A 26,176-nucleotide genomic window follows, 5' to 3' on the forward strand; every position below is an offset into this window, starting at 1 on the left:
CTTTTTATGCTGCTTTATTTTCATCTGGTTTAGAACTACTTTCAGGTGGTTGCGGTGGTTCTTGTGAACTAGAACTTGAAGGTTCAGGTGGTTGTTCTGATGTTGCCGGTTGCTCTGCTGAGGAAGAGCTTGCCGGTTGTTCGGTTGATGGTGGCGCTTCAGAGGAAGAAGGCGCACTTTCTGAACTAGAACTTGATGAACTTTCCGCTTCTTTTGTGGAAGAGGATTCCACCGTACTGCTAGATTCCGGCTGTGGTGCTGAAGAGGTAGTATTTGGTAAAACTTGTACATTTGGTACCTCATAGGCATCTTTCACGTATAATTCATTACCTACCCGCACAACACTGTCTGGCTGCACCCAGTCATCGTTTGAAACATTTTGAGACAAGTAACTCATTATTTCACGGTAAACATCCGAGGCAATCCCATAGTATTCTTGATAGATTGGTGTATTTCGATCATTGTATCCAGTCCAAACAGAAACGGCATAGTGTGTTGTATAACCAACAAAGGTACTATCCGGGGCAATTCCTTTTTCTGTTGTCCCCATTCGCGCTAAATCTTCATCAGTATAGTTAGAAGTCCCTGTTTTGGCCGCTTGGATTAAGCCTGGAATGGCGCCGTTAAATCCTGTTCCGCCGTTTAAAACATCTTTTAACATATCCGTCATCATATAGGCGGTAGAGTCTTTCATCGCACGTTTACCATCAGGTTGATAATCAACGCTAGTTCCATCATTGAAAACGACTTTGTTTACGTAATACGGTTTGTTGTAAATCCCGTTATTGGCGAAAGCCGCATAAGCTGCTGCTAATTTCAATGAGGAAATCCCGTATTTATCGCCATCTACATCGCTTGTGTTACTTGAAATGGCATTCGAGGCTTCTAAGTTTTTATAGTCAATTCCTAGCCCTTTAATGAAAGGCATGATGTTTTCTTTACCAACTTCATCAAACGTCTGGACCGCAGTCGTGTTACGAGAACCCATAATCGCACGGCGCATAGTAATGACGCCTTGATATGTTAAATCAGAGTTGAAGACATCAATGTCGGTACCAGGATATTTCGTTGGTTTATCCACCATGAGGCGACCTGTCGAATAATTTAAATTCTCAATTGCGGGACCATAATCCATGATTGGTTTCACGGTTGAACCAACATCACGTTGGGTGTTAACAGCTAAATTGTTTCCTAATTGCACATCATCAGGAATGTGACGACCACCAATTTGTGCTCGGACCTGTCCAGAGGCAACATCAATAACGGTTGAAGCCACTTGCATTTTATCATCTGGAAACGCAACGTATTGATCACTGTTGACAATATCGTAAAGTTGTTTTTGGGCATTCATATCTAAGTTTGTGTAGATATCTAGTCCGTCTGTGTAAACATTTTTACCAGTTTTTGCTTTCACTTCATTGATTACTTCTTTGACGTAATTATCTACGACTTTTCGATTGTCATCACTGGCTTTTAATGGCACTAAGCCTTCATCGATTGGGGTAGCTTTAGCTTTTTCGTACTCTGCTTTCGAGATTTTTTTATTGTCGTACATTGTGTAAAGTACAACATCCCGACGTTCTTTAGCAGTATCTGGTTTTGTATAGGGATCGTATGAGTTTGGCGCTTGTGGCATTCCTGCCAGTAGGGCCGTTTGTGGTAAATCAAGTTCAGATAAATGTTTACCATAATAATTTTCAGCCGCTGTTTCCATTCCATAAAAACCATTCGCCATGTAGACTTTGTTAATGTAGTAAGTTAAAATTTCTTCTTTTGATTTTTCACGTTCTAAACGAACAGCCATCCATGCTTCTTGTGCTTTCCGTTTCAAGGTTTGGTCAGATTCTTTTGTAGAGAAGTAAGACAATTTAATTAATTGTTGGGTTAAGGTACTTCCGCCTTGTAATCCACCATTTTTGACATTTGAAAGGGCAGAACCGATAATCCGAATCGGATCCACACCAATGTGTTTATAGAAACGACGGTCTTCGACAGAAACAATGGCATCTTTTAATAATTGAGGCACATCATTTGGTTGAATTAATTCACGCTTTTCTGCGCCTAAATCCTCAAAAATTTCATTATTAATATCGTAAAGCTTCGATGAAACTGTCGCATTCAGTTTGTCATCTTCTAATTTTGGGGCTTGTCGTGCATAGAACCAAAAAAGACCAACGCCTGCTAAAAAAGCGACCATCCCAGCGATAAGTAAGCCAAGAAAGATTTTTAAAACAAGCCGTTTTTTCTTTTTCGGCGGTTGTGTCTTTTTCTTGTAACTCGACTTCGATGAGGTGTTGGATGCATGTCTAGCAGCTCGCGAGCCTGAATTTGCGGTTGGCATAAATAGCAACTCCTTTGTTATACTTTCAAAACTTTATGAATCTAGTGTGTCTGAATATATTGTTCCACTGCGTCGAGATAAGGGATTCGCGGTGCGATTCCAAAAGATAATTCAATTCCTTCTTTCTCGATGAGTGCAAGCGGCATAGATTTTTTTCCAGTAACTGCTTGGTTTTTCCAATGCGTTATTAGATTTTCACCACTAAAAAAGAAGCAGCGTTTTAAGCTTGAAAACCATAATAGCACAAAACAAATCCCTTGTTGTGCTATACATTGTTCCATATGATCAATTTGATGTTGATGAAAATTTTTAAAGGGAAAGGACGTGGTATTTTTCGTTTCTTTCGCTTCAAAATCTATGTAACGGCCTTGATATACACCGTTATAATCAGTCGTTGAAGCTTGTCTAAAGTAGGCCTCCTTAATAACAGCCGCACTTCTTTTGGGATAATCTACTTTAACAATTTGAACAGGAGTGGGTTTCTTATGAACGACTGCTTGCTTATTCAATAGATAATATTGATTGCTTTGATTGATCGCTTCTTCGAAATCCATCCCGCGATTACCAAATTCAACGGGGCGTTTCTTTTTTACTTGTTTTTTTGGTGATTGTGCTTCATGATGATTATAAGGTATTCCGTTAGGATAATGGAACGTCACGTTTATCACACTCCTAGCCTGTATTATACCAAAAAAAAGACCTGAAAGAAAAGGGATGACTTATGGAAATGATAAAAACCCTCTATGTCACCGGTTATCGCAGCTTTGAATTGGGGATATTTCAAGGAAAAGACCCGAAAATCACAGTTATTAAAAATGTCTTAAAAAAAGAGTTAGCCAGTTATATTGAAGCGGGAGTAGAATGGATTTTGATTTCTGGCAATTTAGGTGTTGAACTTTGGACAGCTGAAGTAGTTGGGGAATTAAAAACGGAATATCCAGAAGTCCAGCTAGGTTTGCTTTATCCATTTAAAGACTTTGGCAATAATTGGAATGAACAAAATCGAGAACTGTTAACGAAAGCGGAAAGTTTGGCTGATTATATCAACTCAGTAAGTCACCAGCCCTATCAATCGCCAGCACAATTAAAAATGCATACAAAATTTCTTTTGGAACATTCTGGGGGCAGCTTACTTATTTATGACAAAGAGTACCCTGGCAAAACGGAGTATTTTTTAAAGGACGCACAACATTTTTCGGAACGAGAACCCTATGATATTCGCTTAATTACAATGGATGATTTACAAAACTCGGTGATTGATTAGAGAATCTGTTTGATTTTCTAGCTATTTTTCGTTACAATAGTATTTGTGGAACTATGAAATTTTCTATCGTAAATAAACAAATGAGGTGTAAACATGGCAAATTTAGTATATAGTCCTAAAGACATTTTACAAAAAGAATTTAAAACGAAAATGATGAACGGGTATGACCCAATTGAAGTAGACGAATTTTTAGACAATGTTATTAAAGACTACGAAGCTTATAATAAAGAATTATTAAGCTTGCAAGAAGAAAACAGCCGCTTAATGGCAAAATTAGACCAATTATCAAAAGCCCAACCAACGCCTCGTGTTGCTCAAGAAGTACCAAAAAGTGCAGCAGTGACCAACTTTGATATTTTAAAACGTTTATCAAACTTAGAGCGTGAAGTTTTTGGTAAAAAGTTAGATGAAACACCTTCAACACCTGTAACGCCTTCCGCACCGTCAATGACTGCAGAACCAGCGAACCATGATGTTGATAATGCACAAACACGTCAATTTTAACAAGACAATTTAAGTCAAGTTTTCACGAGGAACAGAAAGCATTTGTTAGAATAGCGGACACTTGTTTTAGTGTATAAATTTTTGCTGTTCGTTTAAACAGATTTGTAATTTTCGGGTGATCGCGGTTTGCTTTTGCAAGCTGAGGAAAGTCCATGCTCGCACAAGCTGAGATGCTTGTAGTGTTCGTGCTTAGCGAAATCATAAGCTAAGGTACTCTTTTAGAGTAACGGCAGGAAAAATGACTAAGGTTTCGACTATGTCAAAGTATCCTTGAAAGTGCCACAGTGACGAAGCGATGTGGGAAACTCCATCGGTGGAACGCGGTAAACCCCTCGAGCGAGCAACCCAAACAATGGTAGGGGCGCTCTTCTAAAGGAAATGAACGAGTAGAAGAGGCAGAGTTTACTCTGCAGATAGATGATGACCGTCACCAATTTTTCCTGAAGAATTGGTGATACAGAACATGGCTTATAGAAAATTACAAGTAATTCAGGAAGACCTTCCAACGTAGTTGTGAAGGCTTTTTTTACGAAAAGAATAAAAAAATGTTAAAATAAAGAAACTGAGATAAAAGTAGTAAGCTGTCTGTTCTAAAGAGGCCGGGACAGGACCGTTTAGTTCAGAGAAAGCGGACAATTACCAAAAACAAGCGGAGCAGTAGTCGGCAGGACTGTTAGCTCCAGACAATAAAAAAGAGTCAAGAAGGAGTTTTTATGACGAAAGAAAAAACATTCAAACTTGTTGCAACGGCTGCTAGTGGCTTAGAAGCATTAGTTGGAAAAGAATTGCGTGATTTAGGGATTCCCTGTGAAGTAGAAAATGGCCGGGCCGTCTTTGAAGGCACTGTTGAAACAATTGCTACTGCCAATTTATGGCTACGGACAGCAGATCGTATTAAAATCGTCGTTGGCGAATTTAACGCCTATAGTTTTGATGAATTATTTGAAAAAGTTAAAGCACTTCCTTGGGAAGATTATTTGCCTTTAGATGCAGAATTTCCAGTTGCAGGTAAATCAATTAAGTCAAAGTTGTATAGTGTTCCTGATTGCCAAGCCATCACCAAAAAAGCCATTGTTAACCGTTTAAGAGAAGTTTACCATCGTCCAGCGACGGTGCCTTTAACCGAAACAGGAGCTTTGTTTAAATTAGAAGTGGCTCTTCTAAAAGATAAAGTGACGTTGACGTTGGACACGACTGGGTCAAGTTTATTTAAACGGGGCTATCGCATTGAAAAGGGGGGCGCACCTCTTAAGGAAAACATGGCAGCTGCTTTAGTGATGTTGACCAATTGGCGCAAAGATCGTCCTTTTTATGATCCAGTTTGTGGTTCTGGAACAATTTGTATTGAAGCAGCATTAATTGGCCATAACATTGCCCCTGGCTTTAATCGTAGTTTCACTTGTGAAACATGGGATTGGGTTGATCCAGCGATTTTTGAAAAAGTACGTAACGAAGCCGAGACAAAGGCAGACTACGATGTTGAATTAGATATCTGTGGTTCAGATGTTGATGGACGAATGATTGAAGTCGCACGAGCGAATGCTGAGGAAGTTGGTTTAGGTGATTCAATTACCTTTAAACAATTGGCCTTAAAAGATTTTACAACCGAGAAGGAATATGGTGTAATGGTAGCTAACCCGCCTTATGGTGAACGTTTAGGAGAAGAGGAAAGTGTTCGCCGTTTGTATAAAGAAATGGGCCATGTTTTCCGTCCGTTAACTACTTGGAGCAAGTATATACTGACGAGTGATCTTGCTTTTGAAGAATATTATGGTGCCAAAGCTACTAAAAAACGGAAGCTTTACAACGGAGCCTTACGAACAGATTTATTCCAATACTGGGGAACGCGTCCACCAAGAAAACCACGGGAAGACTAAGAAAGCTGGTGTAAAAAATGAAGGAAGCTGTATTTTTACAAGAAGTGAAAGAAATTCAATTACTAAAAAATGCCTTGACATTATTAGACTGGGATTCATCAACTGGGATGCCAGAAAAAAGTAGTCCTTTTCGAGGAGAAGTAGAAGGATATTTAACCGGATTATATTTTGAACGAAGTATTGGCCCAGTTATTCAAGAAGCATTGGCCTATTTTGAAACATGCCCTGAAGAATTATCTGAATTAGGGAAACTGGTTTTTGAAAAAGTAAAAGAAGAATATGCTTTGAATAAAAATGTTCCAGCTGAACGTATGCAAGAATATGTTAAAGTATTAAACCAAGCACATACAGATTGGCTAAAAGCACGCGCTGCACAAGATTTCGGCTTGTTAGAAGAAACCTTAACGAAGGTCGTTGCGTTCCAAAAAGAGTTCATTCCTTATTGGCAAAAAGAAGAAAAAACTCCGTATGATGTGTTATTAAATCAATTTGAACCAGGGATGACGGTTGAGAAACTAGACCAAGTATTCGACCAAGTAAAACAAGGGATTCAAGAGATTCGGACCGTTTTAGCAGAAAAAGGTACGCCGCCTAGAACTGACTTTTTATCTAGAAAAATGACCAAAGAACAACAACGCCGTTTTGTGATTGGTGTGGTTGAGCAATTAGGCTATGATTTTTCAAAAGGACGATTAGATGATACAGTTCATCCATTTATGACAGCTCTAAATCGAAATGATGCGCGGATTACTACGCGCTGGGAAGAAAATAATTTCTCAATGGCAACATTTGGTGTGATTCATGAAGCGGGTCATGGGATGTACGAACAAAATTTTGATCCTAAATTTGACTTTACGCCACTAAGCGAAGGTGCCTCTATGGGGATTCACGAATCACAATCGCTCTTTAATGAAATTATCATTGGTAGCAACCGGGCTTTTTGGCAAAAACAATACCCGTTTTTCCAAGAATGCGCAGAAGGTACTTTTGATGATATTGCTTTTGAAGATTTCTATGCTTCTTTAAAAGAAACGAAAGCAAGTTTGATTCGGATTGATTCCGATAGTCTCACCTATCCTTTGCATATCATTATTCGTTATGAAATTGAGAAAATGTTGTTTAATGGTTCTTTGGAAGTCGCTGATTTGCCAAAAGTGTGGAACGAAAAATACCAAGAGTACTTAGGCGTATCACCTGAAAATGACTTAGAAGGTGTCCTTCAAGATGTTCATTGGTCTGGAGGTAGCTTTGGTTATTTCCCATCTTATGCCTTGGGTTATATGTACGCCGCACAACTATTTCACGCAATGAAACAAGAATTATCTGTTGATGAAATTTTAGCTTCGGAGGATTATTCTGATATCCGTAAATGGTTAACACAACATATTCATCAGTACGGCGCTTCACGTAAACCAAATCAATTAATTTATGATGCAACGGGAGAAGAATTGAATCCTAGTTATTTAATTGATTATATGAAAGCTATTTATTTTGATGTTTATCAAGTGCAATAAGTGAAACAAGCAAGGGGAAGTGGACAACAACAATGTTATCAATTCGTGAATATTTAGAAGCTGGTGAAACAACAATCTCAAACTTACTATTTGATCATTACCAAAAAATTGGTTTGAAAGATGATGAATTTCTCTTTTTACTGCAACTTTTTCGTTCGCAAAATGCAGGCGATTTATTTCCAGACTTAATGGCGATTGCAGAGACGATGGGCAAAACGCCAGATACGATTTATAAGTTGTTAAATCAATTGGTTTCTCGCGGATTTATTCGAATTGAAACACAACAAAACCAAAAAGGTCAAATGATGGATACTTATGATTTACTGCCTGTTTTTCAAAAGATTCAATTATTTTTACAAACGAGCAAAGAAAAACAAGTTGTCGCAAACCACGAAGATGAAATTAAACAGCTTTACCAAGGCTTTGAAAAAGAATTCGGACGTCCACTTTCACCAATTGAATTAGAAATGATTGGTCAGTGGTTGAACACGGACCATTATTCCCCTGAATTAATCCGGTTAGCGTTGCGAGAAGCTGTTTTAAATCAGGCGTATAGTTTGAAATATATTGATCGTATTTTACTTGCGTGGGAGCGTAAAAATATTACCACCAAAGAACAAGTTGCTGCTGATCAGAAAAAACGAAAAGATTCTATGATTCAAAATGAGATTGAACAACAAGGTCAGACACAAGAAGCGTTACCAAAGGTTACATTACACAATTGGTTAAATCCAGAAGACAGTGAATAAAAAGGAGGTGGGCCATGCTATCAAAAGAGAAAACGATGGAAGCTATTGAAATTATGTATGAGATGTTTCCAAATGCAGAATGTGAATTAAAACATAAGAATCCTTTTGAATTATTAATTGCTGTGATTTTAAGTGCGCAAGCAACCGATGTATCGGTAAATAAAGCGACTCCTGGTTTATTCGCAGCTTTTCCAACACCAGAAGCTTTAGCAGCTGCACCGGTGGAGGAGATTATTGCTAAAATAAAAACCATTGGCTTATATCGCAATAAAGCAAAAAATATTAAAGCGTGCGCACAACAACTTTTAGAACGTTTCAATGGAGAAGTTCCGCAAACCAGAGATGAACTGGTCAGTTTACCTGGCGTGGGGAGAAAAACAGCCAATGTAGTAATGGGAGATGCTTTCGGCGAACCGGCTTTTGCAGTAGATACACATGTGGAACGAGTGTCCAAGCGCCTTAGAATTTGTAAGCTAAATGCGAATGTTACTGAAGTTGAGCAAACCTTAATGCGTAAAGTTCCGAAAGAACTCTGGGTGAAAACGCACCATACCATGATTTTCTTTGGGCGTTATCACTGCCTAGCAAGAGCGCCTAAATGTGAAGCCTGTCCGCTACTCTATATGTGTCAAGAAGGCAAAGAACGGATGAAAGGGAAATAACATATTTTTTCCTAAAAAAGCGAGCCACAAGTCCAACCGACTTGTGGCTCGCTTTCTTTTTTGATGTTTAAGAAACGCAACAAATGATTGCGGTTTCTTAAAAATTGATTTAGTATAGACAGTGTGGTATATACTAGAAAATTTATTTTTTTGAAGAAAGATAGGCGATGAAATGACAGAAAATGCACCCAAATTTAAGCAAATTTCTGCAGAAATTGAAAAGAAGATTCGAGACGGTCTGTATGTAAGTGCACAAAAATTACCTTCAGAATATGATTTAGCTAAAGAATATAACTGCAGTCGCTTGACCATCCGTAAAGCGATTGATGATTTGATTCGCAAAAATATTTTGGTAAAACGACATGGTAAAGGTAGTTATGTGATGTCGCAAGCGAAAATTCAAAGTGGTCGCGCTGGCTTACAAGGTTTTACTGAGGCAGCCAAAGCTTACGGGAAAAAAAGCCAGACAGAAGTCATTTCCTTTGAAGAAGTAGTACATCCCGCTGAGAAAATTCGGGAGGCGCTCCAAGTAGGCAAAAATGAGGCGATTTATGAACTGATTCGCCGCCGAATGTTAGACGGCGAGCCAATGACAGTTGAAAAAATTTATTTGCCACAGGCATACGTACAAGGCTATACGAAGCAAGACTTCGAGGGCTCTCTTTTCTGCTTAATCGAGAAGAACGTCGAGATTGCTTATTCGCATCAAGAAATTGAAGCAATCTTAGTTGAAGCGGAAATTTCAGAATTATTGAATGTTCCTGTGGGCCAGCCACTTTTACAAGTCCACTCTATCACCTATGCGCTTGATGCAACCCCCATTTTATATGATGTCTCTTTATATCGAGCAGATCGGTACACGTTTAAAAACACACTGACCCGCTATAGCCCGTCTGAAAACAACCAAGTGGAGCTAGGAGGTTCTTGGAACGAATGAAGATCAAAGAAGAAATAGCCGCTCAAAAAGATTTATTTTATGAAGACTTAAACAAAATTATGGCGATTCGAAGTGTGAAAGGGTCGCCTAAAAAAGAGGCACCTTTTGGTGAAGGACCGAAAAGAGCCTTGGAAGAAACGCTGAAACTGGCAGAGCGTTATGGCTTTCAAACTGGGATTGTCAATGACGCAGTTGGCTATGCGCAATGGGGAACAGCGGAAGAATATCTGGGAATTATTGGTCATTTAGACGTAGTACCAGAAGGTTCTGGCTGGTCAGTGCCGCCCTTTCAATTAACGAAAAAAAATCAACGTTTGTATGGTAGAGGAATTCTAGATAATAAAGGTCCTATCTTGGCTTGCCTGTATGGAATGAAATTACTGAAAGAACTTGGTTACCAACCAAAGAAAACCATTCGCTTAATGTTTGGCACGGATGAAGAAAGTGGGAGTGGAGATATCCCCTTATATTTAGAGAAGGAAAACGCACCCGTTTTTGGATTTACTCCAGATTGTAAATATCCAGTAGTTTATGGGGAGCGAGGGATTGTTAATTATGAAATCACAACGACCATCCCAGATGATTCAAGTGAACAAATTGGTCAGATTATGGGTGATCAAGCAAAAGACCACGTACCTGATCAATTAAGTGTGGTGATTACGGGAAAAACAACAGCAATCACGGGAAAACGCGCCCCTTCCAATGCGCCAGAACTAGGCAAGAACGCGATTACTTTATTGGCACAGAAAATTAGCGAGGAACAGTTAGTCAAAGGAAATTTATTACAGTATTTCGACTGGTTAACCGCTAGTTTTCACGAAAAGCACTATGGCGAAGGAGTAGCTCTGGACTTTAAGGATCAGGATAGTGGGCAATTGATTTTAACGCCCTATGCGTTGGAAAAACGAGGACAGCAATTGGTGTTATCATTGGCCGTGCGTTATCCTGTTTCTATTACAGAAAACGAAGTAACCACGCAGCTAACGAAGGCACTATTTCCAGAAAGTGAAGTGACCGTCATCCGCCGCCTCCCTAGTACGCTGTTTCCAAAAGATGAGCGCAATGTTCAAAAATTAACCAAGGTTTATGAACAAATTACTGGCTTAGATGGGACGCCAGTCACAACTACAGGTGCTACGTATGCTCGTTTTATGCCGAATATCGTTGCTTTTGGTCCATCATTTCCTGGTCAAAAAGGCATTGCGCATAACCAAGATGAATATATGGATGAAAAAGATTTACTGCTTAATCTGGAAATCTATATGCAAGCGATGATTGCATTAACAGAAGCGTAAAACCAATAGAAGATACACGTATGAGAAGAAGCCAATGTGTTTCGTAGAGGTCGCATACGTGTATCTTCTATTTTTCTGTATAAAATTTCATTTTCAGTATATACAAAACAGTATATACTAGTTTATAATGGTGGAGAAATGTAAGCGTTAACGAAAGGGCGGATGGAAAATGACTTGGGGTGCAATTGCGACATGGCGGATGGCACATGATGGGTTACTAAAAGCTACAGAAGAATTACAACAAGGAGGTGCTGCAGGCACGGCCGTGGAACAATTAATTAAAGAAGTAGAAGACTATCCTTTTTATAAGTCAGTGGGCTACGGCGGTTTACCTAATGAGGAAGGGATTTTAGAAATGGATGCTGCCTATATGGATGGAGACACATTTGCAATTGGTGCTGTGGCAGGAATTACAGATGTTAAAAATCCGATTTCAGTGGCTAAAGCATTAAGTAAAGAGAAGTTTAATAGTTTTCGTGTTGGCGCAGGTGCAACGAAATATTCAATGTTGCACGGTTTTGAAAGAAAGAATATGTTGACAGAACGCGCTAATCAATGGTGGCAAAAGCGTTTAAAAGAAATTCAGGAAAATCAGTTGAACCCCTATGATGGGCATGATACTGTCGGCGCTATTACGTTAGACCAAACAGGATCAATGGCAGCTGGCACTTCCAGTTCGGGACTCTTCATGAAAAAAGCAGGACGTGTTGGTGATTCACCACTGTCAGGTTCTGGTTTTTATGTTGATAGCGAAATTGGTGGTGCTGCGGCTACAGGATTAGGTGAAGATTTAATGAAAGGCTGTCTTTCTTATGAAATCGTCCGTTTAATGGGGGAAGGGCGCTCGCCACAACAAGCATGTGATCAAGCGGTCTATGCTTTTCACGAAAAATTGACCCAACGTTATGGGAAAGCAGGAGCTTTTTCACTAGTGGCCATGAACAAACAGGGAGACTGGGGCGTAGCTACGAATGTGGAATTTACTTTTACGGTTGGTACTGATATGCAGCAACCAGAAATTTATATTGCAAATCCAGGCAAGAATCATACCACAGAGATTCAGCTAATTTCACAAGAATGGTTAGCGGCCTATGAAAAAAGAATTAAAGCACCAATCGAATAAATGAGGAGAGTGAAGGAACATGAGTAAAAAACAAATTTATCTTTTTTGTGATGCAGGGATGTCTACAAGTATTATGGTGAATAAAATGATGGAAGTGGTTGAAAAACATCAAATGCCTTTAATGATTACTGCTTTTCCTATTGCAAGAGCACAAGAAGTGGTTGAAACAGAGAAGCCTGTTGCTATTTTATTAGGACCACAAGTCCGTTTTTTATTAGAAAAAACAAAAGAACAATTTGCTCCTCAAGGGATTCCTGTCGCTGCAATTGCGCCAGAAATTTATGGCATGATGGATGGCGAAAAAGCATTGAAAGAAGCGCTGCGGTTAATTAAGCAAAATAAAAAATAATAGATAGGAGTGACGACCGTGCAAAAATTTTTGGATTGGTTAGAGCGCGTATTGACCCCTTTGGCAAAAGTGATAGGAGAAAATAAGTATTTAGTAGCGATTCGTGATGGCTTCCTTTTATCAACGCCCTTGTTGATTGTTGGTTCGGTCTTCTTATTAATTGCTAATTTTCCTTTGCCACAATGGGATACTTGGATGTCTCATTTGCTTGGTAAAGACTGGGCGACAATGATGTCTGTTCCAGCTAGTGCTAGTTTTGATGTAATGACCATTCTGGCCGTTGTCGGTATTGCCTATAGTTTAGGGAAACAATTCAATGTGGATGCAATGCAAGCAGGAATTATCGCATTGGTTTCATTTTTTATTGTAACGCCTTATCAAACATTATTTACACCGGAAAATAGTTCAAAGGTTTATGAAGTTATCAGTTTACCTTTAAAATGGATGGGTTCCAGTGGCTTGTTTTTAGGAATGATTGTCGCGTTAATTGCGACTCGTTTATTTGTGGCCATTGTTCGTAAAGGGTGGACAATAAAAATGCCAGAAGGAGTGCCACCAACAGTGGTTAAGTCTTTTGAGGCCTTGATTCCGAGTTTTTTAGTTGTTACTCTCATGTTTTTAGTCAATTGGCTGGCTGCTTTAAGTCCTTATGGTAATTTACAAGATGTTATTTTTGAATTTCTACAAACGCCCTTATTGAGTCTTGGTAATACCTTAGGTGCAATGAGCATTGCTTATTTATTTTTACACTTCTTTTGGTTCTTTGGCATTAACGGAGGTAGTGTGGTTGGCGCAGTCTTTAATCCTGTTTTGCGGGCATTGTCTGTTGAAAATTTACAAGCATTTAAAGACGGTCATGAAATTCCCAACATCATCACTGGACAATTTCAAGATATGTTTGCAACATTTGGTGGCGCCGGTTCCACACTCTCATTAATCATTGTGATGGTCTTATTCTGTAAAAGTCAACGAATTAAAAAGCTTTCGCAACTTTCACTAATTCCTGGTGTTTTTGGGATTAACGAACCAATCATTTTTGGGTTACCAATTGTTTTAAATCCAATCCTTTTAATTCCATTTGTCTTAGTACCTGCGATTAATATTATTATTGCCTATTTTGCTATGGATTGGGGCTTAGTGCCATTGACGAATGGTATTCAATTGCCGTGGACGACCCCACCAATTATCTCAGGATTTTTAGTCAGCGGTTGGCAAGGATCAATTCTGCAAGCTCTCTTATTGGTACTAGGAATGTTCATTTATTATCCTTTTATTCGAGTTATGGATGACCAATATTTACGTGAAGAATGGAAAGCACAAGAAGAAGAAAGTGAAGAAATTGATTTTGATTCCTTTGACTTCGATGATTTATAAATAAGGAGGAAATAGGCGTGAAAAAAATTCTTTTAGTCTTAAACCACAGTTTAGCAGGATTTGGCAGTGATGAACAAGCTCAGCTGAAACCAAGTGGTAAAAAAGCTCCCTTAGGTCCAGGGGTAACATTGCTACCATTTTTACAGGAGCGAGGAGCAGAAATTGTTGCGACACTTTATTGTGGAGACCAATATTATTTGGAAAACGAGGAAGAGGTAGCAAAGAAATTTATTGGCTTTGCAAAAAAGTTTCATGCCGATGCGGTTCTTTGCGGACCTGCCATGCATTATCCTAATTTTGGAGAAATGGCTGCTCGTCTAGCTTGTAAGTTTAATGCTGTAGGCATTCCTGCAATTGCAGCGATGGCAGAAGAAAATCCAGCAGTTAGTCACTATTATCAGCAAGTACCGATTGTGAAGATGCCCAAAAAGGGCGGCATTGGTTTAAATAATTCGTTTAAACAAATGGCGCAATTGGTCGTGGCAAAAGCAAATGGAAAAGAAACCAAACAGTTAGAAGAAACAAGTTGTTTTTAATTGATGATAATCTAAAGAGAAATCCAGAATGAACGCATGATTGTGTTCGTTTTGGATTTTTTGCTTTTGTTTAGCGAATGTATGTTCTATAATAGGGAGGCAGATAGGTGGGATTACGTGAAATCAACGAGAAAAATTGCGGTTCGTCAAGTGGTCGAATTTATTTTAAGGCGGGGAAGTATCGATTCTCGCCATGTGAGTGAACATACACCACAAGAAGGTAGTCGCCTTCATCGAATGTTGCAAAAGGAAGCGGGGAGCCTTTATCAAAAGGAAGTATCTTTAAAAATTGAGGTGCCTTTAAATGGCCATAATTATTGTGTAGAAGGTCGTGCAGACGGCATTTTTGTGAAAGAAACTGGGCAAGTGGTCATTGATGAAATTAAAACATCCGAACCAGCGTTTGAAGAATTGCCGCCAGAAAAGGTCGAATTGTTTTGGTATCAAGTGATGTGTTATGGTCACATGTATTGCCAACAAGAACAACTTTCTGAAATAACGCTGCAACTAACTTATTATCAGACCACCACAAAACAAATCACACGACAAGAACGCCATTTTACAGAAGCTGCATTAGCGGAGTTTTTTACTGATTTGATGAAGCGCTATGAACAGTGGGTAATTTTTAAAGAAGAATGGCGTATTTTGAGAAATAAATCATTAAAAAATCTTAGTTTTCCTTACGGGGAGTATCGCAAAGGGCAACGAGAATTGGCGGTAGCCGTCTATAAAACAATTCTTAGTAAACAGCGGCTCTTCGTGGAAGCACCAACTGGAACAGGCAAGACAATGTCCACTCTTTTTCCAGCGATGAAAGCAATTGGTGAAGAAGAAGGCGAACGGATTTTTTATTTAACAGCTAAGACCATCACGCGGCAAGTGGCTGAAGATGCCGTCAAAGCGCTGTCCGAAAAACAAGCGCAAACTAAGAGTATTACGTTAACAGCAAAAGATAAAATTTGTTTTTTAACTGAACGAAATTGTACACCAGAACATTGCCCGTTTGCTGACGGCTATTATGATCGTTTAAATGAGGGACTGTGGGATTTATTGCAACATGAAAATCATTTAACGAGAGAGGTTATTGAACGGTATGCACAAAAGCACCAATTGTGTCCATTCGAGTTGTCGCTAGATGCAAGTCTTTGGTGTGATTTAATTATTGGCGATTACAATTATCTATTTGATCCAACGGTTTATTTACGGCGCTTCTTTGAAGAACCCCAAAGTGCAGAAGAAAATATTTTTTTAGTGGATGAAACCCATAATTTGGTTAATCGTTCACGGGAGATGTATTCGGCCGCTATTTCTAGGAATGCGGTTTTGCAAATTCAAAAAAGATTGCAAAAAGAATCTGTTCAATTAAAAAGAGCTTGTCAAAAAGTCTTAACTACGTTTGATGATATTGAAGCAATCTGTGAAGAAAAAGACACGGATTTTTTTGCCCAACGTGCGCCAATTGATTCATTAGTTAAACAGATACATCGATTAACAGAAGTAATTGCAGAATGGTTGCCAGAAAATCAACACATTGAGGAATTGGCGTCGATTCTCAGTTTTTATTTTGATTGTTTAAGTTATCTTCGAATCAGCGAGTATTACGACAACGGCTTTTATACGTCTATTTCTTTGCGAAACTATGACTGCGTTGTGAAACAATTTTGTGTCGATCCGGCTTATTTATTGTCACAACGATTAGATAAAGGGAAAGCGAGTATCTTATTTTCGGCAAGTTTAACACCTCTGAATTATTATCAAGAAGTGCTTGGTGGAGGTGAAGAAAGCCTACGTTATCGGATTCCGTATCCTTTTCCAGAAGAAAATCAATTGTTGATGATTGGTAGTCATCTCCAAACAACCTATAAAAACCGTGAAAAAAGTTATCCACAGATTAGTGAACTTTTAGGGAAGTTAAGTGAAACAAAAACAGGTAATTATTTAATTTTCTTCCCTTCTTATGCCTATATGGATGATGTCTATCAAGTATTTAGCCAACGCTACCCGCAAGTAAAAACTCAAATTCAGGGAACGGACTTAAACGAAAAAGAGCGAGAAGCATTTTTAGCTGAATTTAAAGAGAATCCTCAAGAAACTTTCATCGGTTTTTGTGTTTTAGGTGGTATATTTTCAGAAGGAATTGACTTGAAAGGTACCCGATTGATTGGTACGATAATTGTTAGTGTCGGGCTACCACAAATGAATCCGGAGCAAGAACTGATTCGCACGTTTTATCAAGAAGAGCGAGGGCAAGGGTTTCAATTTGCGTATCAAATTCCTGGTATGAATAAAGTCTTGCAAGCGGCTGGACGTGTCATTCGAGATGCGCGAGATAAAGGCTTTGTGTTGTTATTAGACGAACGATTTGAATTACCAAGTGTCCAGCGTTTCTTTCCGCCGCATTGGTTGGCGCATCGAAAGGCAAACACCAATGAACAACTCATTCAACAAGTGAAACAATTTTGGTTAAAAAATAAAGAAAACAAAGGAGGAAACAAATGAAGACCATTTTAGTCCTTCATACAGGTGGGACCATTTCCATGTCAAAAGTAGCAGGAGGAAGTGTTGCCCCGAATGAAAAAAATCCGTTGATGGAACAAGAAGCATTATTTTCTGGCAAGGTTCATTTAGTTGTCGAAGATATTTTTAATATTCCCTCACCACACATGACCTTAGAACGGATGTTTCAATTAAAAGAACGGATTCAAAAAGCTTATTCTGAACCAATTGATGGCGTGGTTATTACGCATGGAACAGATACATTAGAAGAAACAGCTTATTTTTTAGATATAACCTTAGAGAAAAAAATCCCCATTGTTTTAACAGGAGCAATGCGGTCAAGTAACGAAATCGGTAGTGATGGCTTGTATAATTTCATCAGTGCTATTTGGACTGCTTGTTCAGACGAATCGTACGATAAAGGTGTTTTAGTCGTGATGAATGATGAAATTCATACGGCGCGTTATGTGACAAAAACACATACAACGAACGTAGCAACATTTCGGACGCCAACTTTTGGACCAATTGGAACCATTGCGAAAGAACGTGCTTTTTTTGCGAAAGAGGTCTTACCGCAAGAAGTTTGCGATGTTTCTTCTGTGAAAGGAAATGTTCACGTAGTGAAGGCCTATGCGGGGATGGGTGAACGGATGTTTGAATTATTAAATACCCCCGAAACGGATGGGTTAGTAATTGAAGCGCTAGGTGCGGGCAATTTACCGCCAGAAACGCTCCCAGCATTACAAAAGATGCTAGACAACGGGATTCCAGTCGTTTTAGTTTCTCGTTGTTCTAATGGCATCGCTGAAGATATCTATGATTATGCTGGTGGTGGCGTTGGCTTGAAAAAAATGGGGGTCGTTTTTGCCCGTGGTTTAAACGGACCGAAAGCGCGGATTCGTTTAATTGTTGGTTTAAACAGCGAAAAAAATCCTGCAGAGTTAAAAGAATTTTTGGAACAGTAACTAATTTTAAGGAGAAAATAAATGAAGCTGTTTGAACGCATTCATCAAGATACTGAAATTCGACAAATTTATGATGCAATTGGTCAAATGGAAGATGAAGAAGCTGGGTGGGCATACCATAATTGGTTTCATGTAAACAATGTCGTAGCCATGACGGAAATGATTTTGAAACAACTTGCTGTTTCAGAGGAGTATTTAGAGGCGGCAAAAATTGCGGCACTGCTCCATGATGTGGGTGCGCTACAAGGAAAAGCAGGACATGCACTTCGTGGGAAACAATTTGCAGAAGCATATTTTCGTAAGCAAAAGATTTGTTTGCCTTATCAAGAAGAAATTTTATCTTCTATAGAAAATCATAGTAACGGCTTTGATTCGGAAGAGTTAATGACACTAGCGCTAATCATTAGTGATAAATTAGATATTACAACCTCTCGTGTTGCAAAGGCTGGTTATTTCGTGCCAGGAATGCGGCAATTTCAATTTTTAAAGAAAATTGAAATTATGCTTTCAGAACAAGAGGTTTGTGTCTCGTTTACGGCAGAAGAAGAACTGGATTTAGAAGAATTAAATGCGTTTTATTTTATGCCAAAGGTTTTTAAAGCAATTGCCGCTTTTTCAGAAAAAATCCAACGTCGACCAATCGTTTTATTGAATAAACAAGAATGGCCGGTACCAAAACAAAAAAAACCTTCAACTATTCATTAACAGTTGAAGGATTTTTTTAGCGATAATTGTTAAACTCAAGAGCCATTGGTAAATCTAATTCTCGTAAAAGAGCCATGACTTTTTGTAAATCATCCCGACTTTTTCCAGTTACCCGAATTTTGTCTTCTTGGATTTGTGACTTAACTTTAATACCAGAGTTTTTGATAGCTGTGTTGATTTTTTTCGCATTTTCTTTATCAATACCACTGATTAAATCACCATATTGGCGAGCAGTACCGCCTAAGGCTTTTTCACTTTCTGAGAAATGAATATTCTTAATCGGAACATTGCGTTTGACTAATTTTCCAAATAAAATATCCTTCACTTGCTCGACTTTATAATCATCTTCAGCTACGACTACTAATTTATCGTTTTCCAATTTAATATCAGCAATTGACCCTTTAAAGTCAAAACGATTTTTCAATTCTTTCAAGGCAATTTGAATCGCGTTTTTGACTTCCTCCATATTGACCTCTGAAACTACATCAAAACTTGCTTCTTTTGCAGCCATGTAAAAACCTCCTAAAATATTCTTTGCTTCATCATATCATGAAATAGTAAAAAAGGTTAGGCTAGAATCATTTTGAATAGAGAAATAAGAAGATCAATTTTTAGGGATATCTTCTCGCATTCTTTCATGGAAACGTTGCAAAAAAATTTTTTTCAATGTTCGCTTTTAGCCCCTTTTCTTTTAGGATAGAACCTGTTATTCTAAGTCAGAAGAATAGCGAAGGAGCGAAGAAAAATGAGTCGATTGGTTAGTACTTACCAAAGAAATGAATCGATAAAAAAAATAGCAGTGATGGCGATAACCGCTTTGACTTCTGCGGTCGGTTTGAATTTCTTTTTGATTCCGGCAAAAGTTTTTTCGGCAGGGATGAACGGAATTGCGCAAATCATTGCTACATTATTATATACAAATTTAGGAATCCATATTAATACAGGGATTTTCATTTTATTTTTAAACATTCCCGTCTTCATTCTAGGGTTTGTAAAATTAGGGAAACAATCAACTATTCTTAGTTTCATCAATGTTATTGGCATTTCCGTTGTCACTATGTTTGTGCCAATCGTAACAGTCACAACGAATCCTTTGATGAACGCAATTATGGGTGGTGTCTTAGTCGGTGTTGGCGCAGGGCTTTCATTGAAAATGGGCTTTAACACTGGCGGCATGGACATCATTTCACTGATTCTTTCAAAAACAACAGGGAAAACCGTTGGTAATTTTATGTTCTTATTAAATGGTATTATTGTGCTGTTGGCTGGTTTTGTATTTAACTGGGAAAGTGCGTTGTATACTATTATTTCTATTTACTGTTTGAGTCAGGTGGTCGACATGATTCATACCAGTCACCAAAAAGTCACAGCAATGATTGTCACCACGAGACCAGAAGCCGTTGCCTTAGAAGTTTCTCAACAAATCGCTCGTGGCATGACCTTGTTGCCTTCAATCGGCGGCTATTCAGGTGCAGAAGGTCGGATGATTATGATGGTCATTACTCGCTACGAACTCTATGATTTAGAACAAGCAGTTTACAGTATCGATGAGAATGCCTTTGTAAATATTTTACCAACACAATCGGTTTTAGGGCGTTTTGCCAATGAAGATGAACAACGGATTTTTCATAGTACAGGAACATTTCCTGAGCTTCAATCCTACAAGGTGAAACGTTATCCACCAAAGAAAAAATTAAAATAGCAAGTCGGCCTTCAGGTCCCAAAGTCTTAACGGGAAAACTGGAGGTTTTTTTATAAAAATGAAGGTTATGTGAAAGAATAGACAAAAATTTTCTGAAAAAGGGAATTTTACTAGAAAAGTGTCAGGAATTCTGCTAAAATAGAACCGTTGGTTAGGGAACACCTAACAAATAAAGTTTTTAAAAACTTAGGAGGAATTTTTTATGCCAGTAGTATCAGGAGCAGAATTCTTAAAAGCAGCACGTAAAGGCGGCTATGCAGTAGGTGGCTATAACACAAATAACTTAGAATGGACACAAGCGATTTTAGAAGCAGCAGAAGCTAAAAAAGCACCAGTTCTAATCCAAACATCAATGGGCGCTGCTAAATACATGGGCGGCTACAAAGTAGCTAAAGACATGATTACTAATTTAGTAGACTCAATGAATATCACAGTTCCAGTAGCAATTCACTTAGACCACGGTGACTACGAAGCAGCTTTAGAATGTATCGAAGTTGGCTATACTTCAATCATGTTTGATGGTTCTCACTTACCATTCGAAGAAAACTTAAAATTAGCGAAAGATGTAGTTGAAAAAGCTCACGCTAAAGGTATTTCTGTCGAATGTGAAGTTGGTTCAATCGGTGGTGAAGAAGACGGAATCATCGGTACTGGCGAATTAGCTGATATCGAAGAATGTAAACAAATGGTTGCTACAGGTATTGACTACTTAGCATGTGGTATCGGTAACATCCATGGTCAATATCCAGAAAACTGGAAAGGTTTAGCATTTGATCACTTACAAGCAATTGCTGAAGCTGTCGGTTCTGATGTACCTCTAGTATTACACGGAGGTTCTGGTATTCCTCAAGAACAAATTGAAAAAGCAATTTCAATGGGTATCTCAAAAGTTAACGTAAATACAGAATTCCAATTATCATTCGCTAAAGCAACGCGCGAATATATTGAAGCTGGTAAAGATTTAGAAGGTAAAGGATTTGACCCTCGTAAATTATTAGCACCAGGTAAAGCTGCAATCATCAAAGATGCAGAAGAACACATTGATTGGTTCGGTTCAGCTAACAAAGCTTAATCAACTAGTTACGTTAAAGACAGCCACAGCACGTGGCTGTCTTTTTTATTTTTTGTTATTTTTTCATTCTATTAAAATACCTGAGAAGTTTTCTTTTTTCTTAAGCTTGATTATGATAGAATGATTGGGTAGTTTATTTAGAAAACGTATATTACAGATAGGTGAGAATATAAATGAAAAAAATCGTAATCAATGGGAATCGTCCATTAAAGGGCGAAGTAACCATTAGCGGCGCCAAAAATAGTGTGGTCGCTTTAATTCCGGCTGCTATTTTAGCAGATTCGCCTGTGACTTTAGATGGCGTTCCTGACATTCAGGATGTTCACTCATTAATTGAAATTTTAGAAATTATGGGTGCTAAAATTACTTTTGAAAATAATACATTAATTATTGACCCAACAGAAGTTGTTTCTGTGCCAATGCCAAAAGGAAAAATCAATAGCTTACGTGCGTCCTATTATTTTATGGGCTCACTTCTTGGTCGATTTGGGGAAGGCGTTGTTGGCTTACCTGGCGGTTGTTACTTAGGACCTCGTCCAATTGATTTACATATCAAAGGATTTGAAGCATTAGGCGCTCATGTAACCAACGAACATGGGGCGATGTACTTGAGAATAGACGAAGCTGGCTTACAAGGAACACGAATTTTTATGGATATGGTATCTATTGGCGCTACAATCAATGTCATGTTAGCCGCAGTTAAAGCCAAAGGCAAAACGATTATTGAAAATGCTGCGCGTGAGCCAGAAATTATTGATATTGCTACATTATTAAATAACATGGGTGCAAAAGTCCGAGGAGCTGGAACGGACGTTATTCGGATTGAAGGTGTCGAAGAATTACATGGTTGTCGTCACTCGATTATTCCAGATCGAATTGAAGCTGGGACTTATTTAGCTATGGCAGCAGCTATGGGTGAAGGAATCAAAGTTCGAAATGTTATTTATGAGCATTTAGAAAGCTTCATTGCGAAATTGCAAGAAATGGGCGTTAAGATGACAATTGAAGAAGACATGATTGAAGTTCATCCATCACATGATCTGAAAATGACGACGGTGAAAACCTATCCGTATCCTGGGTTTGCCACAGACTTGCAACAACCGTTAACGCCATTACTTTTAAAAGCGCAAGGAACTGGTGAAATTATTGATACAATTTATGCTCAACGAAATAAGCATATTCCTGAGTTGGTGCGGATGGGGGCCGATGCTTCGGTTGAAGGCAATATGATTATTTTAAATGGTCCAAATCAATTACATGGTGCAGAAGTAGTCGCCTCTGATTTACGGGCAGGCGCTTGCCTAGTCACTGCCGGCTTGATGGCTGAAGGTACGACCACGATTTATAATGTAGAATATATTTTACGTGGGTACGACCACATTATCGAAAAGTTAACTGCTTTGGGCGCTGATATTCAAATGCTAGAAACCGAAGAACAAGAAGGTCCGTTTGAGGTGGATCAATGAGCGACTATTTAACAATGGCTGAATTGGAAAACAGTACGTTAAAAGATATTTATGCGTACGCGAAAGAGTTTAAAATTCCTTATTATAGCCAAATGAACAAAAAAGAATTGTCTTTAGCTGTGATTCGTGCACAAGCTGAGAAGCAAGGTTTTTTCTTCATGGAAGGAATTTTAGATATTGTTTCTCAGGATGGTTATGGCTTTTTGCGGCCAATTAATTATGGACCAAGTGCAGAAGACATTTATATTTCTTCTTCTCAAATTCGTCGTTTCGGATTGAGAAATGGGGACAAAGTAGCTGGCAAGGCGCGTCCGCCAAAGGAATCAGAACGTTACTATGGACTCATGCATGTTGAAAGTGTCAATGGGAAAGATCCTGAAGAAGCGAAAGAGCGGCCACATTTTCCAGCGCTAACACCGTTGTATCCTGAAAAACAATTAACGTTAGAAACAACGGCTGGCAGATTATCAACACGAATGATTGATGTATTTGCACCAATTGGTTTTGGGCAACGTGGTTTAATTGTAGCGCCGCCAAAAGCGGGAAAAACAAGTGTTTTAAAGGAAATTGCTAATGGGATTACAGAAAATCATCCTGATGTGGAATTGATTCTGTTGTTAATTGACGAGCGTCCTGAAGAAGTGACTGATTTAGAGCGAAGCGTTAAAGGCGATGTGGTTTCTTCAACTTTTGATCAACAACCACAAAATCATACGCGAGTTGCTGAATTGGTTCTGGATCGAGCAATGCGCTTAGTTGAAGATAAACGGGACGTAGTTATTTTAATGGACAGCATCACTCGTTTAGCAAGGGCCTATAATTTAGTGGTCCCGCCTAGTGGTCGAACCTTAAGTGGCGGAATAGATCCAGCTGCGTTTTTCAAACCTAAACGATTTTTTGGTGCTGCCAGAAATATCGAAGAAGGGGGCAGTCTGACTATTTTAGCCACGGCATTGGTGGATACAGGTAGCCGAATGGATGATGTCATCTATGAAGAATTCAAAGGTACAGGCAACATGGAGCTTCATTTATCTCGTGAATTAGCAGAGCGCCGTATTTTCCCAGCAATTGATATTAAAAAATCAAGTACGCGAAAAGAAGAGTTGTTAATGACACCAGAACAACTAGAAGAAACGTGGAAATTGAGAAATAATATGTCGGGAGACTCGCTGGAATATACGGATCAATTCATAAAAATGTTGAAACGGACCCAAAATAATCAACAATTATTTGAAGTTTTCCATGATGTTTCGTTTGGCAAACAAATTAAAAGAAATCCAAAAAGATAATTGCATACCAACTGAAAACATGGTAAGATAGCATTGTTGTATACCGACAAAATAACTCTGATACAGCAAATGGATCAGGGCAAAGGAGCGAAAAAAACGTATGAAACAAGATATCCATCCAAATTACCAACCAGTAGTATTCATGGATTCAACAACAGGTTTCAAATTCCTTTCAGGTTCAACTAAAGGATCTTCAGAAACTGTTGAATGGGAAGATGGCAACACTTATCCATTATTACGTGTTGAGGTTACTTCAGACTCACACCCATTCTACACTGGTCGTCAAAAATTCACACAAGCCGACGGACGTGTGGACCGTTTCAACAAAAAATACGGTCTCAAAGACGAAAACGCAAATCCAGACGCATAGTCTTTCAAAACATTGTTATGACAAGGTTTATAGAGGTTTTCCACTGTGGTGGGGAACCTCTTTTTTTGCGTTAGATATGCAGTTTTAATTCAGAGAAAAGAAATAAAGCAACTTACCAATCTTTTCCTCTTTTTTTTTCAAGATTATCCTTCCCAAAAGTCAAAGATTGATCAGCATTGTTTCGCTGATTTGTTAGACTAGTAGGTACATTCAGCTTTATAAAGGAGATCTTGAAGAAATGAGTAGAAAAAAAGTCGGTGTTTTCTGTCTATTGCTGTTTTTCACATTTTTGATTATTGTTCCAAAAGTAGAAGCTACAGAAGAAATGAAGACTAAATTTACAGTAACGCCTGTTTTACCAGAAAATCAAGTGTCAGGAACATCAAGTTATTATGATTTAATTCTAGCACCAAAGCAATCTTCCACTATTGTCTTAGATATAAAAAATAAGACAGACGAAAAATTGTCCATCGTATTGACTCTAGCAAATGCATCAACAAATGATAATGGGTTGATTGTGTACAATGATTTTGATAAACTACTTGATTCATCGTTAAAGGTTCCGCTGACAGACTTGGTTACTTTAGAAAATGAGGAAGTGAGTGTGCCGCCTCATCAAACAGTATCAGCAAAGATGAAGGTGAAGGGACTTGATCAGCCTATCAAAGGAGTTGTGTTAGGCGGGGTTTATGCGCATCTCAAAGATGAAAAAACAGAGGAAGAGAACCAAACAATGGGATTAACCAGTCGCTACGGGTTTAATGTTGCGATTGCCATGAGGAGTGCTGAGAATGCTCCTTTAACAGAGGTGAACCAACTGAAATTAGTGAAAGTAACACCTACAATTGCTTTAGGGGCCAAATCACTAAAGGCGGTCATTCAAAATCCATATGCTGCTATTTTTCCAGAAGTTCGTTTAGAAGGTCAAGTGATAAAAAAAGGATCCTCTAAAAAAATTGCACAACGGACACTAAAAAATGTTCGCTTTGCCCCAAATAGTTCCATGAATTTTCATCTTGATTTGGGTAAACAACCGCTAGATGCTGGGACTTATATATTTACAGGACGTGCTATTTTACAACAAGATGAACAACAGTCTTGGCCTTTTCAACAAGAATTTACGATTAACACTCGTGAAGCAAAAAAATTGAATCAAGAAGCTACGGTCAAATGGGTCCTACCCACATGGTGGTTACCGACTTTCTACACGTTGTTAGTAATCACAATTGGGGCAATTTATAGTGTCATTTGGCGCAATAATTATCAAAAAACAAGCGAAAAGGAGAGTGAGAATAATGGCTAGTTGGTTTTGGTTGTCTGGCGGTTTAGCGGTCATTTGTTTTATGTTTTTCCTCTTTTCTTTGCTGACTAGTATGAGTTTTATTCAGCATGCAAAAGAGCCCAGAAGTATTCTAAAAGAAACACTTTTGAGTTGGTTAATGCTTTTACTTAGTGGTGGCTGGATTACAATCGGACTATTGTTATATTTTTCGCTAAAGAATCAATAAACAAAAAACGAGCATTCATTGTTAGATAACCGTGAATGCTCGTTTTTTTGTTTTAGGAAAATGCTCTTTAGCAACTTG

25 protein-coding genes and 1 other RNA gene are annotated in these 26,176 nt (G+C 38.5%); 23 read left to right on the plus strand and 3 right to left on the minus strand.

What is annotated here, in order from left to right; genetic code table 11:
* Nucleotides 1–4: 4 nt before the first annotated feature.
* Entirely contained in the window at nt 5–2,341 is a 2,337-nt protein-coding gene (locus IGI63_RS00545) for a PBP1A family penicillin-binding protein (protein ID WP_429975123.1), read from the minus strand.
* 41 nt (nt 2,342–2,382) lie between these two features.
* The gene (gene recU / locus IGI63_RS00550) at nt 2,383–3,000 is read right to left on the minus strand and encodes a Holliday junction resolvase RecU (protein WP_002388848.1); all 618 of its coding nucleotides are present in this window, start codon (nt 2,998–3,000) and stop codon (nt 2,383–2,385) included.
* Nucleotides 3,001–3,062: 62 nt separating this feature from the next.
* Here recU and IGI63_RS00555 point away from each other — a divergent pair, with 62 nt between their 5' ends.
* From IGI63_RS00555 to IGI63_RS00630, 16 genes are all read left to right on the plus strand, one after another.
* The gene (locus IGI63_RS00555) at nt 3,063–3,605 is read left to right on the plus strand and encodes a DUF1273 domain-containing protein (protein ID WP_002360568.1); all 543 of its coding nucleotides are present in this window, start codon (nt 3,063–3,065) and stop codon (nt 3,603–3,605) included.
* Nucleotides 3,606–3,698: 93 nt separating this feature from the next.
* Entirely contained in the window at nt 3,699–4,109 is a 411-nt protein-coding gene (gene gpsB, locus IGI63_RS00560) for a cell division regulator GpsB (RefSeq protein WP_002357990.1), read from the plus strand.
* Between the two features lie 107 nt (nt 4,110–4,216).
* Nucleotides 4,217–4,585, plus strand: an RNA gene (rnpB, locus tag IGI63_RS00565) — RNase P RNA component class B.
* Between the two features lie 237 nt (nt 4,586–4,822).
* A complete protein-coding gene (locus tag IGI63_RS00570; protein ID WP_429975124.1) occupies nt 4,823–5,986 on the plus strand; it encodes a THUMP domain-containing class I SAM-dependent RNA methyltransferase in 1,164 nt (387 codons plus the stop codon).
* A 17-nt stretch (nt 5,987–6,003) separates the two neighbouring features.
* Nucleotides 6,004–7,500 carry a carboxypeptidase M32 gene (locus tag IGI63_RS00575; RefSeq protein ID WP_002408581.1) on the plus strand — a complete coding sequence of 499 codons (1,497 nt, stop codon included), beginning with the start codon at nt 6,004–6,006 and terminating at the stop codon, nt 7,498–7,500.
* 32 nt (nt 7,501–7,532) lie between these two features.
* Entirely contained in the window at nt 7,533–8,249 is a 717-nt protein-coding gene (locus tag IGI63_RS00580) for a DnaD domain protein (RefSeq protein WP_002361632.1), read from the plus strand.
* A gap of 14 nt (nt 8,250–8,263) precedes the next feature.
* On the plus strand, nt 8,264–8,911 hold the full coding sequence (nth, locus tag IGI63_RS00585) for an endonuclease III (RefSeq protein WP_002357985.1): 648 nt from the start codon (nt 8,264–8,266) through the stop codon (nt 8,909–8,911).
* Nucleotides 8,912–9,083: 172 nt separating this feature from the next.
* Entirely contained in the window at nt 9,084–9,848 is a 765-nt protein-coding gene (locus IGI63_RS00590; RefSeq protein WP_064687139.1) for a GntR family transcriptional regulator, LSA1692 subfamily, read from the plus strand.
* Nucleotides 9,845–11,143 carry a Sapep family Mn(2+)-dependent dipeptidase gene (locus IGI63_RS00595; RefSeq protein ID WP_429975125.1) on the plus strand — a complete coding sequence of 433 codons (1,299 nt, stop codon included), beginning with the start codon at nt 9,845–9,847 and terminating at the stop codon, nt 11,141–11,143. Before IGI63_RS00590 ends, IGI63_RS00595 begins: the two co-directional genes overlap by 4 nt.
* Nucleotides 11,144–11,312: 169 nt before the next feature.
* Nucleotides 11,313–12,266, plus strand: coding sequence for a N(4)-(beta-N-acetylglucosaminyl)-L-asparaginase (locus tag IGI63_RS00600; protein WP_429975126.1), 954 nt, complete (start codon nt 11,313–11,315; stop codon nt 12,264–12,266).
* Between the two features lie 19 nt (nt 12,267–12,285).
* Nucleotides 12,286–12,615: a PTS sugar transporter subunit IIB gene (locus IGI63_RS00605; RefSeq protein WP_429975127.1), complete on the plus strand. Its 330-nt coding sequence runs from the start codon at nt 12,286–12,288 to the stop codon at nt 12,613–12,615.
* An 18-nt stretch (nt 12,616–12,633) separates the two neighbouring features.
* Nucleotides 12,634–13,989 (plus strand): PTS cellobiose transporter subunit IIC, encoded by a 1,356-nt coding sequence (celB, locus tag IGI63_RS00610; RefSeq protein ID WP_429975128.1) that lies wholly within the window; start codon nt 12,634–12,636, stop codon nt 13,987–13,989.
* Between the two features lie 17 nt (nt 13,990–14,006).
* Nucleotides 14,007–14,525, plus strand: a complete 519-nt coding sequence (locus tag IGI63_RS00615; RefSeq protein WP_172759921.1) for a GrdB-related putative oxidoreductase — start codon at nt 14,007–14,009, stop codon at nt 14,523–14,525.
* Nucleotides 14,526–14,561: 36 nt separating this feature from the next.
* Nucleotides 14,562–17,024 carry an ATP-dependent DNA helicase gene (locus tag IGI63_RS00620; RefSeq protein ID WP_025191250.1) on the plus strand — a complete coding sequence of 821 codons (2,463 nt, stop codon included), beginning with the start codon at nt 14,562–14,564 and terminating at the stop codon, nt 17,022–17,024.
* Entirely contained in the window at nt 17,021–17,986 is a 966-nt protein-coding gene (locus IGI63_RS00625) for an asparaginase (protein WP_002357976.1), read from the plus strand. The genes IGI63_RS00620 and IGI63_RS00625 overlap by 4 nt, the downstream gene beginning before the upstream one ends.
* 21 nt (nt 17,987–18,007) lie before the next feature.
* The gene (locus IGI63_RS00630) at nt 18,008–18,691 is read left to right on the plus strand and encodes an HD domain-containing protein (protein WP_429975129.1); all 684 of its coding nucleotides are present in this window, start codon (nt 18,008–18,010) and stop codon (nt 18,689–18,691) included.
* Between the two features lie 16 nt (nt 18,692–18,707).
* Here IGI63_RS00630 and IGI63_RS00635 read toward each other — a convergent pair whose 3' ends face one another.
* The gene (locus IGI63_RS00635) at nt 18,708–19,202 is read right to left on the minus strand and encodes a YajQ family cyclic di-GMP-binding protein (RefSeq protein ID WP_002357974.1); all 495 of its coding nucleotides are present in this window, start codon (nt 19,200–19,202) and stop codon (nt 18,708–18,710) included.
* A 234-nt stretch (nt 19,203–19,436) separates the two neighbouring features.
* On the opposite strand from IGI63_RS00635, the gene IGI63_RS00640 reads away from it, so the two are divergent.
* The 7 genes from IGI63_RS00640 to IGI63_RS00670 all read left to right on the plus strand — a co-directional run bounded on the left by IGI63_RS00640 (nt 19,437) and on the right by IGI63_RS00670 (nt 26,098).
* Nucleotides 19,437–20,393, plus strand: a complete 957-nt coding sequence (locus tag IGI63_RS00640; protein ID WP_002381974.1) for a YitT family protein — start codon at nt 19,437–19,439, stop codon at nt 20,391–20,393.
* A 202-nt stretch (nt 20,394–20,595) separates the two neighbouring features.
* The gene (locus IGI63_RS00645) at nt 20,596–21,465 is read left to right on the plus strand and encodes a class II fructose-bisphosphate aldolase (RefSeq protein ID WP_002357972.1); all 870 of its coding nucleotides are present in this window, start codon (nt 20,596–20,598) and stop codon (nt 21,463–21,465) included.
* Between the two features lie 173 nt (nt 21,466–21,638).
* Entirely contained in the window at nt 21,639–22,931 is a 1,293-nt protein-coding gene (locus tag IGI63_RS00650) for a UDP-N-acetylglucosamine 1-carboxyvinyltransferase (protein WP_429975130.1), read from the plus strand.
* Nucleotides 22,928–24,220, plus strand: coding sequence for a transcription termination factor Rho (rho, locus tag IGI63_RS00655; protein WP_002357968.1), 1,293 nt, complete (start codon nt 22,928–22,930; stop codon nt 24,218–24,220). Before IGI63_RS00650 ends, rho begins: the two co-directional genes overlap by 4 nt.
* Nucleotides 24,221–24,320: 100 nt before the next feature.
* Nucleotides 24,321–24,590 (plus strand): type B 50S ribosomal protein L31, encoded by a 270-nt coding sequence (locus IGI63_RS00660; RefSeq protein ID WP_002357967.1) that lies wholly within the window; start codon nt 24,321–24,323, stop codon nt 24,588–24,590.
* Between the two features lie 238 nt (nt 24,591–24,828).
* The gene (locus IGI63_RS00665; RefSeq protein WP_429975131.1) at nt 24,829–25,893 is read left to right on the plus strand and encodes a DUF916 and DUF3324 domain-containing protein; all 1,065 of its coding nucleotides are present in this window, start codon (nt 24,829–24,831) and stop codon (nt 25,891–25,893) included.
* Entirely contained in the window at nt 25,886–26,098 is a 213-nt protein-coding gene (locus IGI63_RS00670) for a hypothetical protein (RefSeq protein ID WP_002357965.1), read from the plus strand. The genes IGI63_RS00665 and IGI63_RS00670 overlap by 8 nt, the downstream gene beginning before the upstream one ends.
* Nucleotides 26,099–26,176 lie beyond the last annotated feature (78 nt).

The sequence above is a fragment of the Enterococcus sp. DIV0086 genome, assembly GCF_050498705.1.
GTDB classification, from domain to species: domain Bacteria; phylum Bacillota; class Bacilli; order Lactobacillales; family Enterococcaceae; genus Enterococcus; species Enterococcus faecalis.

What these genes read in the sequence shown, in the direction of transcription:
- IGI63_RS00595 (WP_429975125.1), top strand. Translation starts at nt 9,845, where the DNA reads ATGAAGATCAAAGAAGAAATAGCCGCTCAAAAAGATTTATTTTATGAA.
- IGI63_RS00660 (WP_002357967.1), top strand. Translation starts at nt 24,321, where the DNA reads ATGAAACAAGATATCCATCCAAATTACCAACCAGTAGTATTCATGGAT.
- IGI63_RS00665 (WP_429975131.1), top strand. Translation starts at nt 24,829, where the DNA reads ATGAGTAGAAAAAAAGTCGGTGTTTTCTGTCTATTGCTGTTTTTCACA.
- IGI63_RS00625 (WP_002357976.1), top strand. Translation starts at nt 17,021, where the DNA reads ATGAAGACCATTTTAGTCCTTCATACAGGTGGGACCATTTCCATGTCA.
- IGI63_RS00630 (WP_429975129.1), top strand. Translation starts at nt 18,008, where the DNA reads ATGAAGCTGTTTGAACGCATTCATCAAGATACTGAAATTCGACAAATT.
- gpsB (WP_002357990.1), top strand. Translation starts at nt 3,699, where the DNA reads ATGGCAAATTTAGTATATAGTCCTAAAGACATTTTACAAAAAGAATTT.
- IGI63_RS00635 (WP_002357974.1), bottom strand. Translation starts at nt 19,202, where the DNA reads ATGGCTGCAAAAGAAGCAAGTTTTGATGTAGTTTCAGAGGTCAATATG.
- IGI63_RS00605 (WP_429975127.1), top strand. Translation starts at nt 12,286, where the DNA reads ATGAGTAAAAAACAAATTTATCTTTTTTGTGATGCAGGGATGTCTACA.
- IGI63_RS00645 (WP_002357972.1), top strand. Translation starts at nt 20,596, where the DNA reads ATGCCAGTAGTATCAGGAGCAGAATTCTTAAAAGCAGCACGTAAAGGC.
- IGI63_RS00570 (WP_429975124.1), top strand. Translation starts at nt 4,823, where the DNA reads ATGACGAAAGAAAAAACATTCAAACTTGTTGCAACGGCTGCTAGTGGC.
- IGI63_RS00590 (WP_064687139.1), top strand. Translation starts at nt 9,084, where the DNA reads ATGACAGAAAATGCACCCAAATTTAAGCAAATTTCTGCAGAAATTGAA.
- IGI63_RS00555 (WP_002360568.1), top strand. Translation starts at nt 3,063, where the DNA reads ATGGAAATGATAAAAACCCTCTATGTCACCGGTTATCGCAGCTTTGAA.
- rho (WP_002357968.1), top strand. Translation starts at nt 22,928, where the DNA reads ATGAGCGACTATTTAACAATGGCTGAATTGGAAAACAGTACGTTAAAA.
- nth (WP_002357985.1), top strand. Translation starts at nt 8,264, where the DNA reads ATGCTATCAAAAGAGAAAACGATGGAAGCTATTGAAATTATGTATGAG.
- IGI63_RS00640 (WP_002381974.1), top strand. Translation starts at nt 19,437, where the DNA reads ATGAGTCGATTGGTTAGTACTTACCAAAGAAATGAATCGATAAAAAAA.
- IGI63_RS00600 (WP_429975126.1), top strand. Translation starts at nt 11,313, where the DNA reads ATGACTTGGGGTGCAATTGCGACATGGCGGATGGCACATGATGGGTTA.
- IGI63_RS00575 (WP_002408581.1), top strand. Translation starts at nt 6,004, where the DNA reads ATGAAGGAAGCTGTATTTTTACAAGAAGTGAAAGAAATTCAATTACTA.
- IGI63_RS00650 (WP_429975130.1), top strand. Translation starts at nt 21,639, where the DNA reads ATGAAAAAAATCGTAATCAATGGGAATCGTCCATTAAAGGGCGAAGTA.
- IGI63_RS00580 (WP_002361632.1), top strand. Translation starts at nt 7,533, where the DNA reads ATGTTATCAATTCGTGAATATTTAGAAGCTGGTGAAACAACAATCTCA.
- IGI63_RS00545 (WP_429975123.1), bottom strand. Translation starts at nt 2,341, where the DNA reads ATGCCAACCGCAAATTCAGGCTCGCGAGCTGCTAGACATGCATCCAAC.
- IGI63_RS00670 (WP_002357965.1), top strand. Translation starts at nt 25,886, where the DNA reads ATGGCTAGTTGGTTTTGGTTGTCTGGCGGTTTAGCGGTCATTTGTTTT.
- IGI63_RS00620 (WP_025191250.1), top strand. Translation starts at nt 14,562, where the DNA reads ATGATTGTGTTCGTTTTGGATTTTTTGCTTTTGTTTAGCGAATGTATG.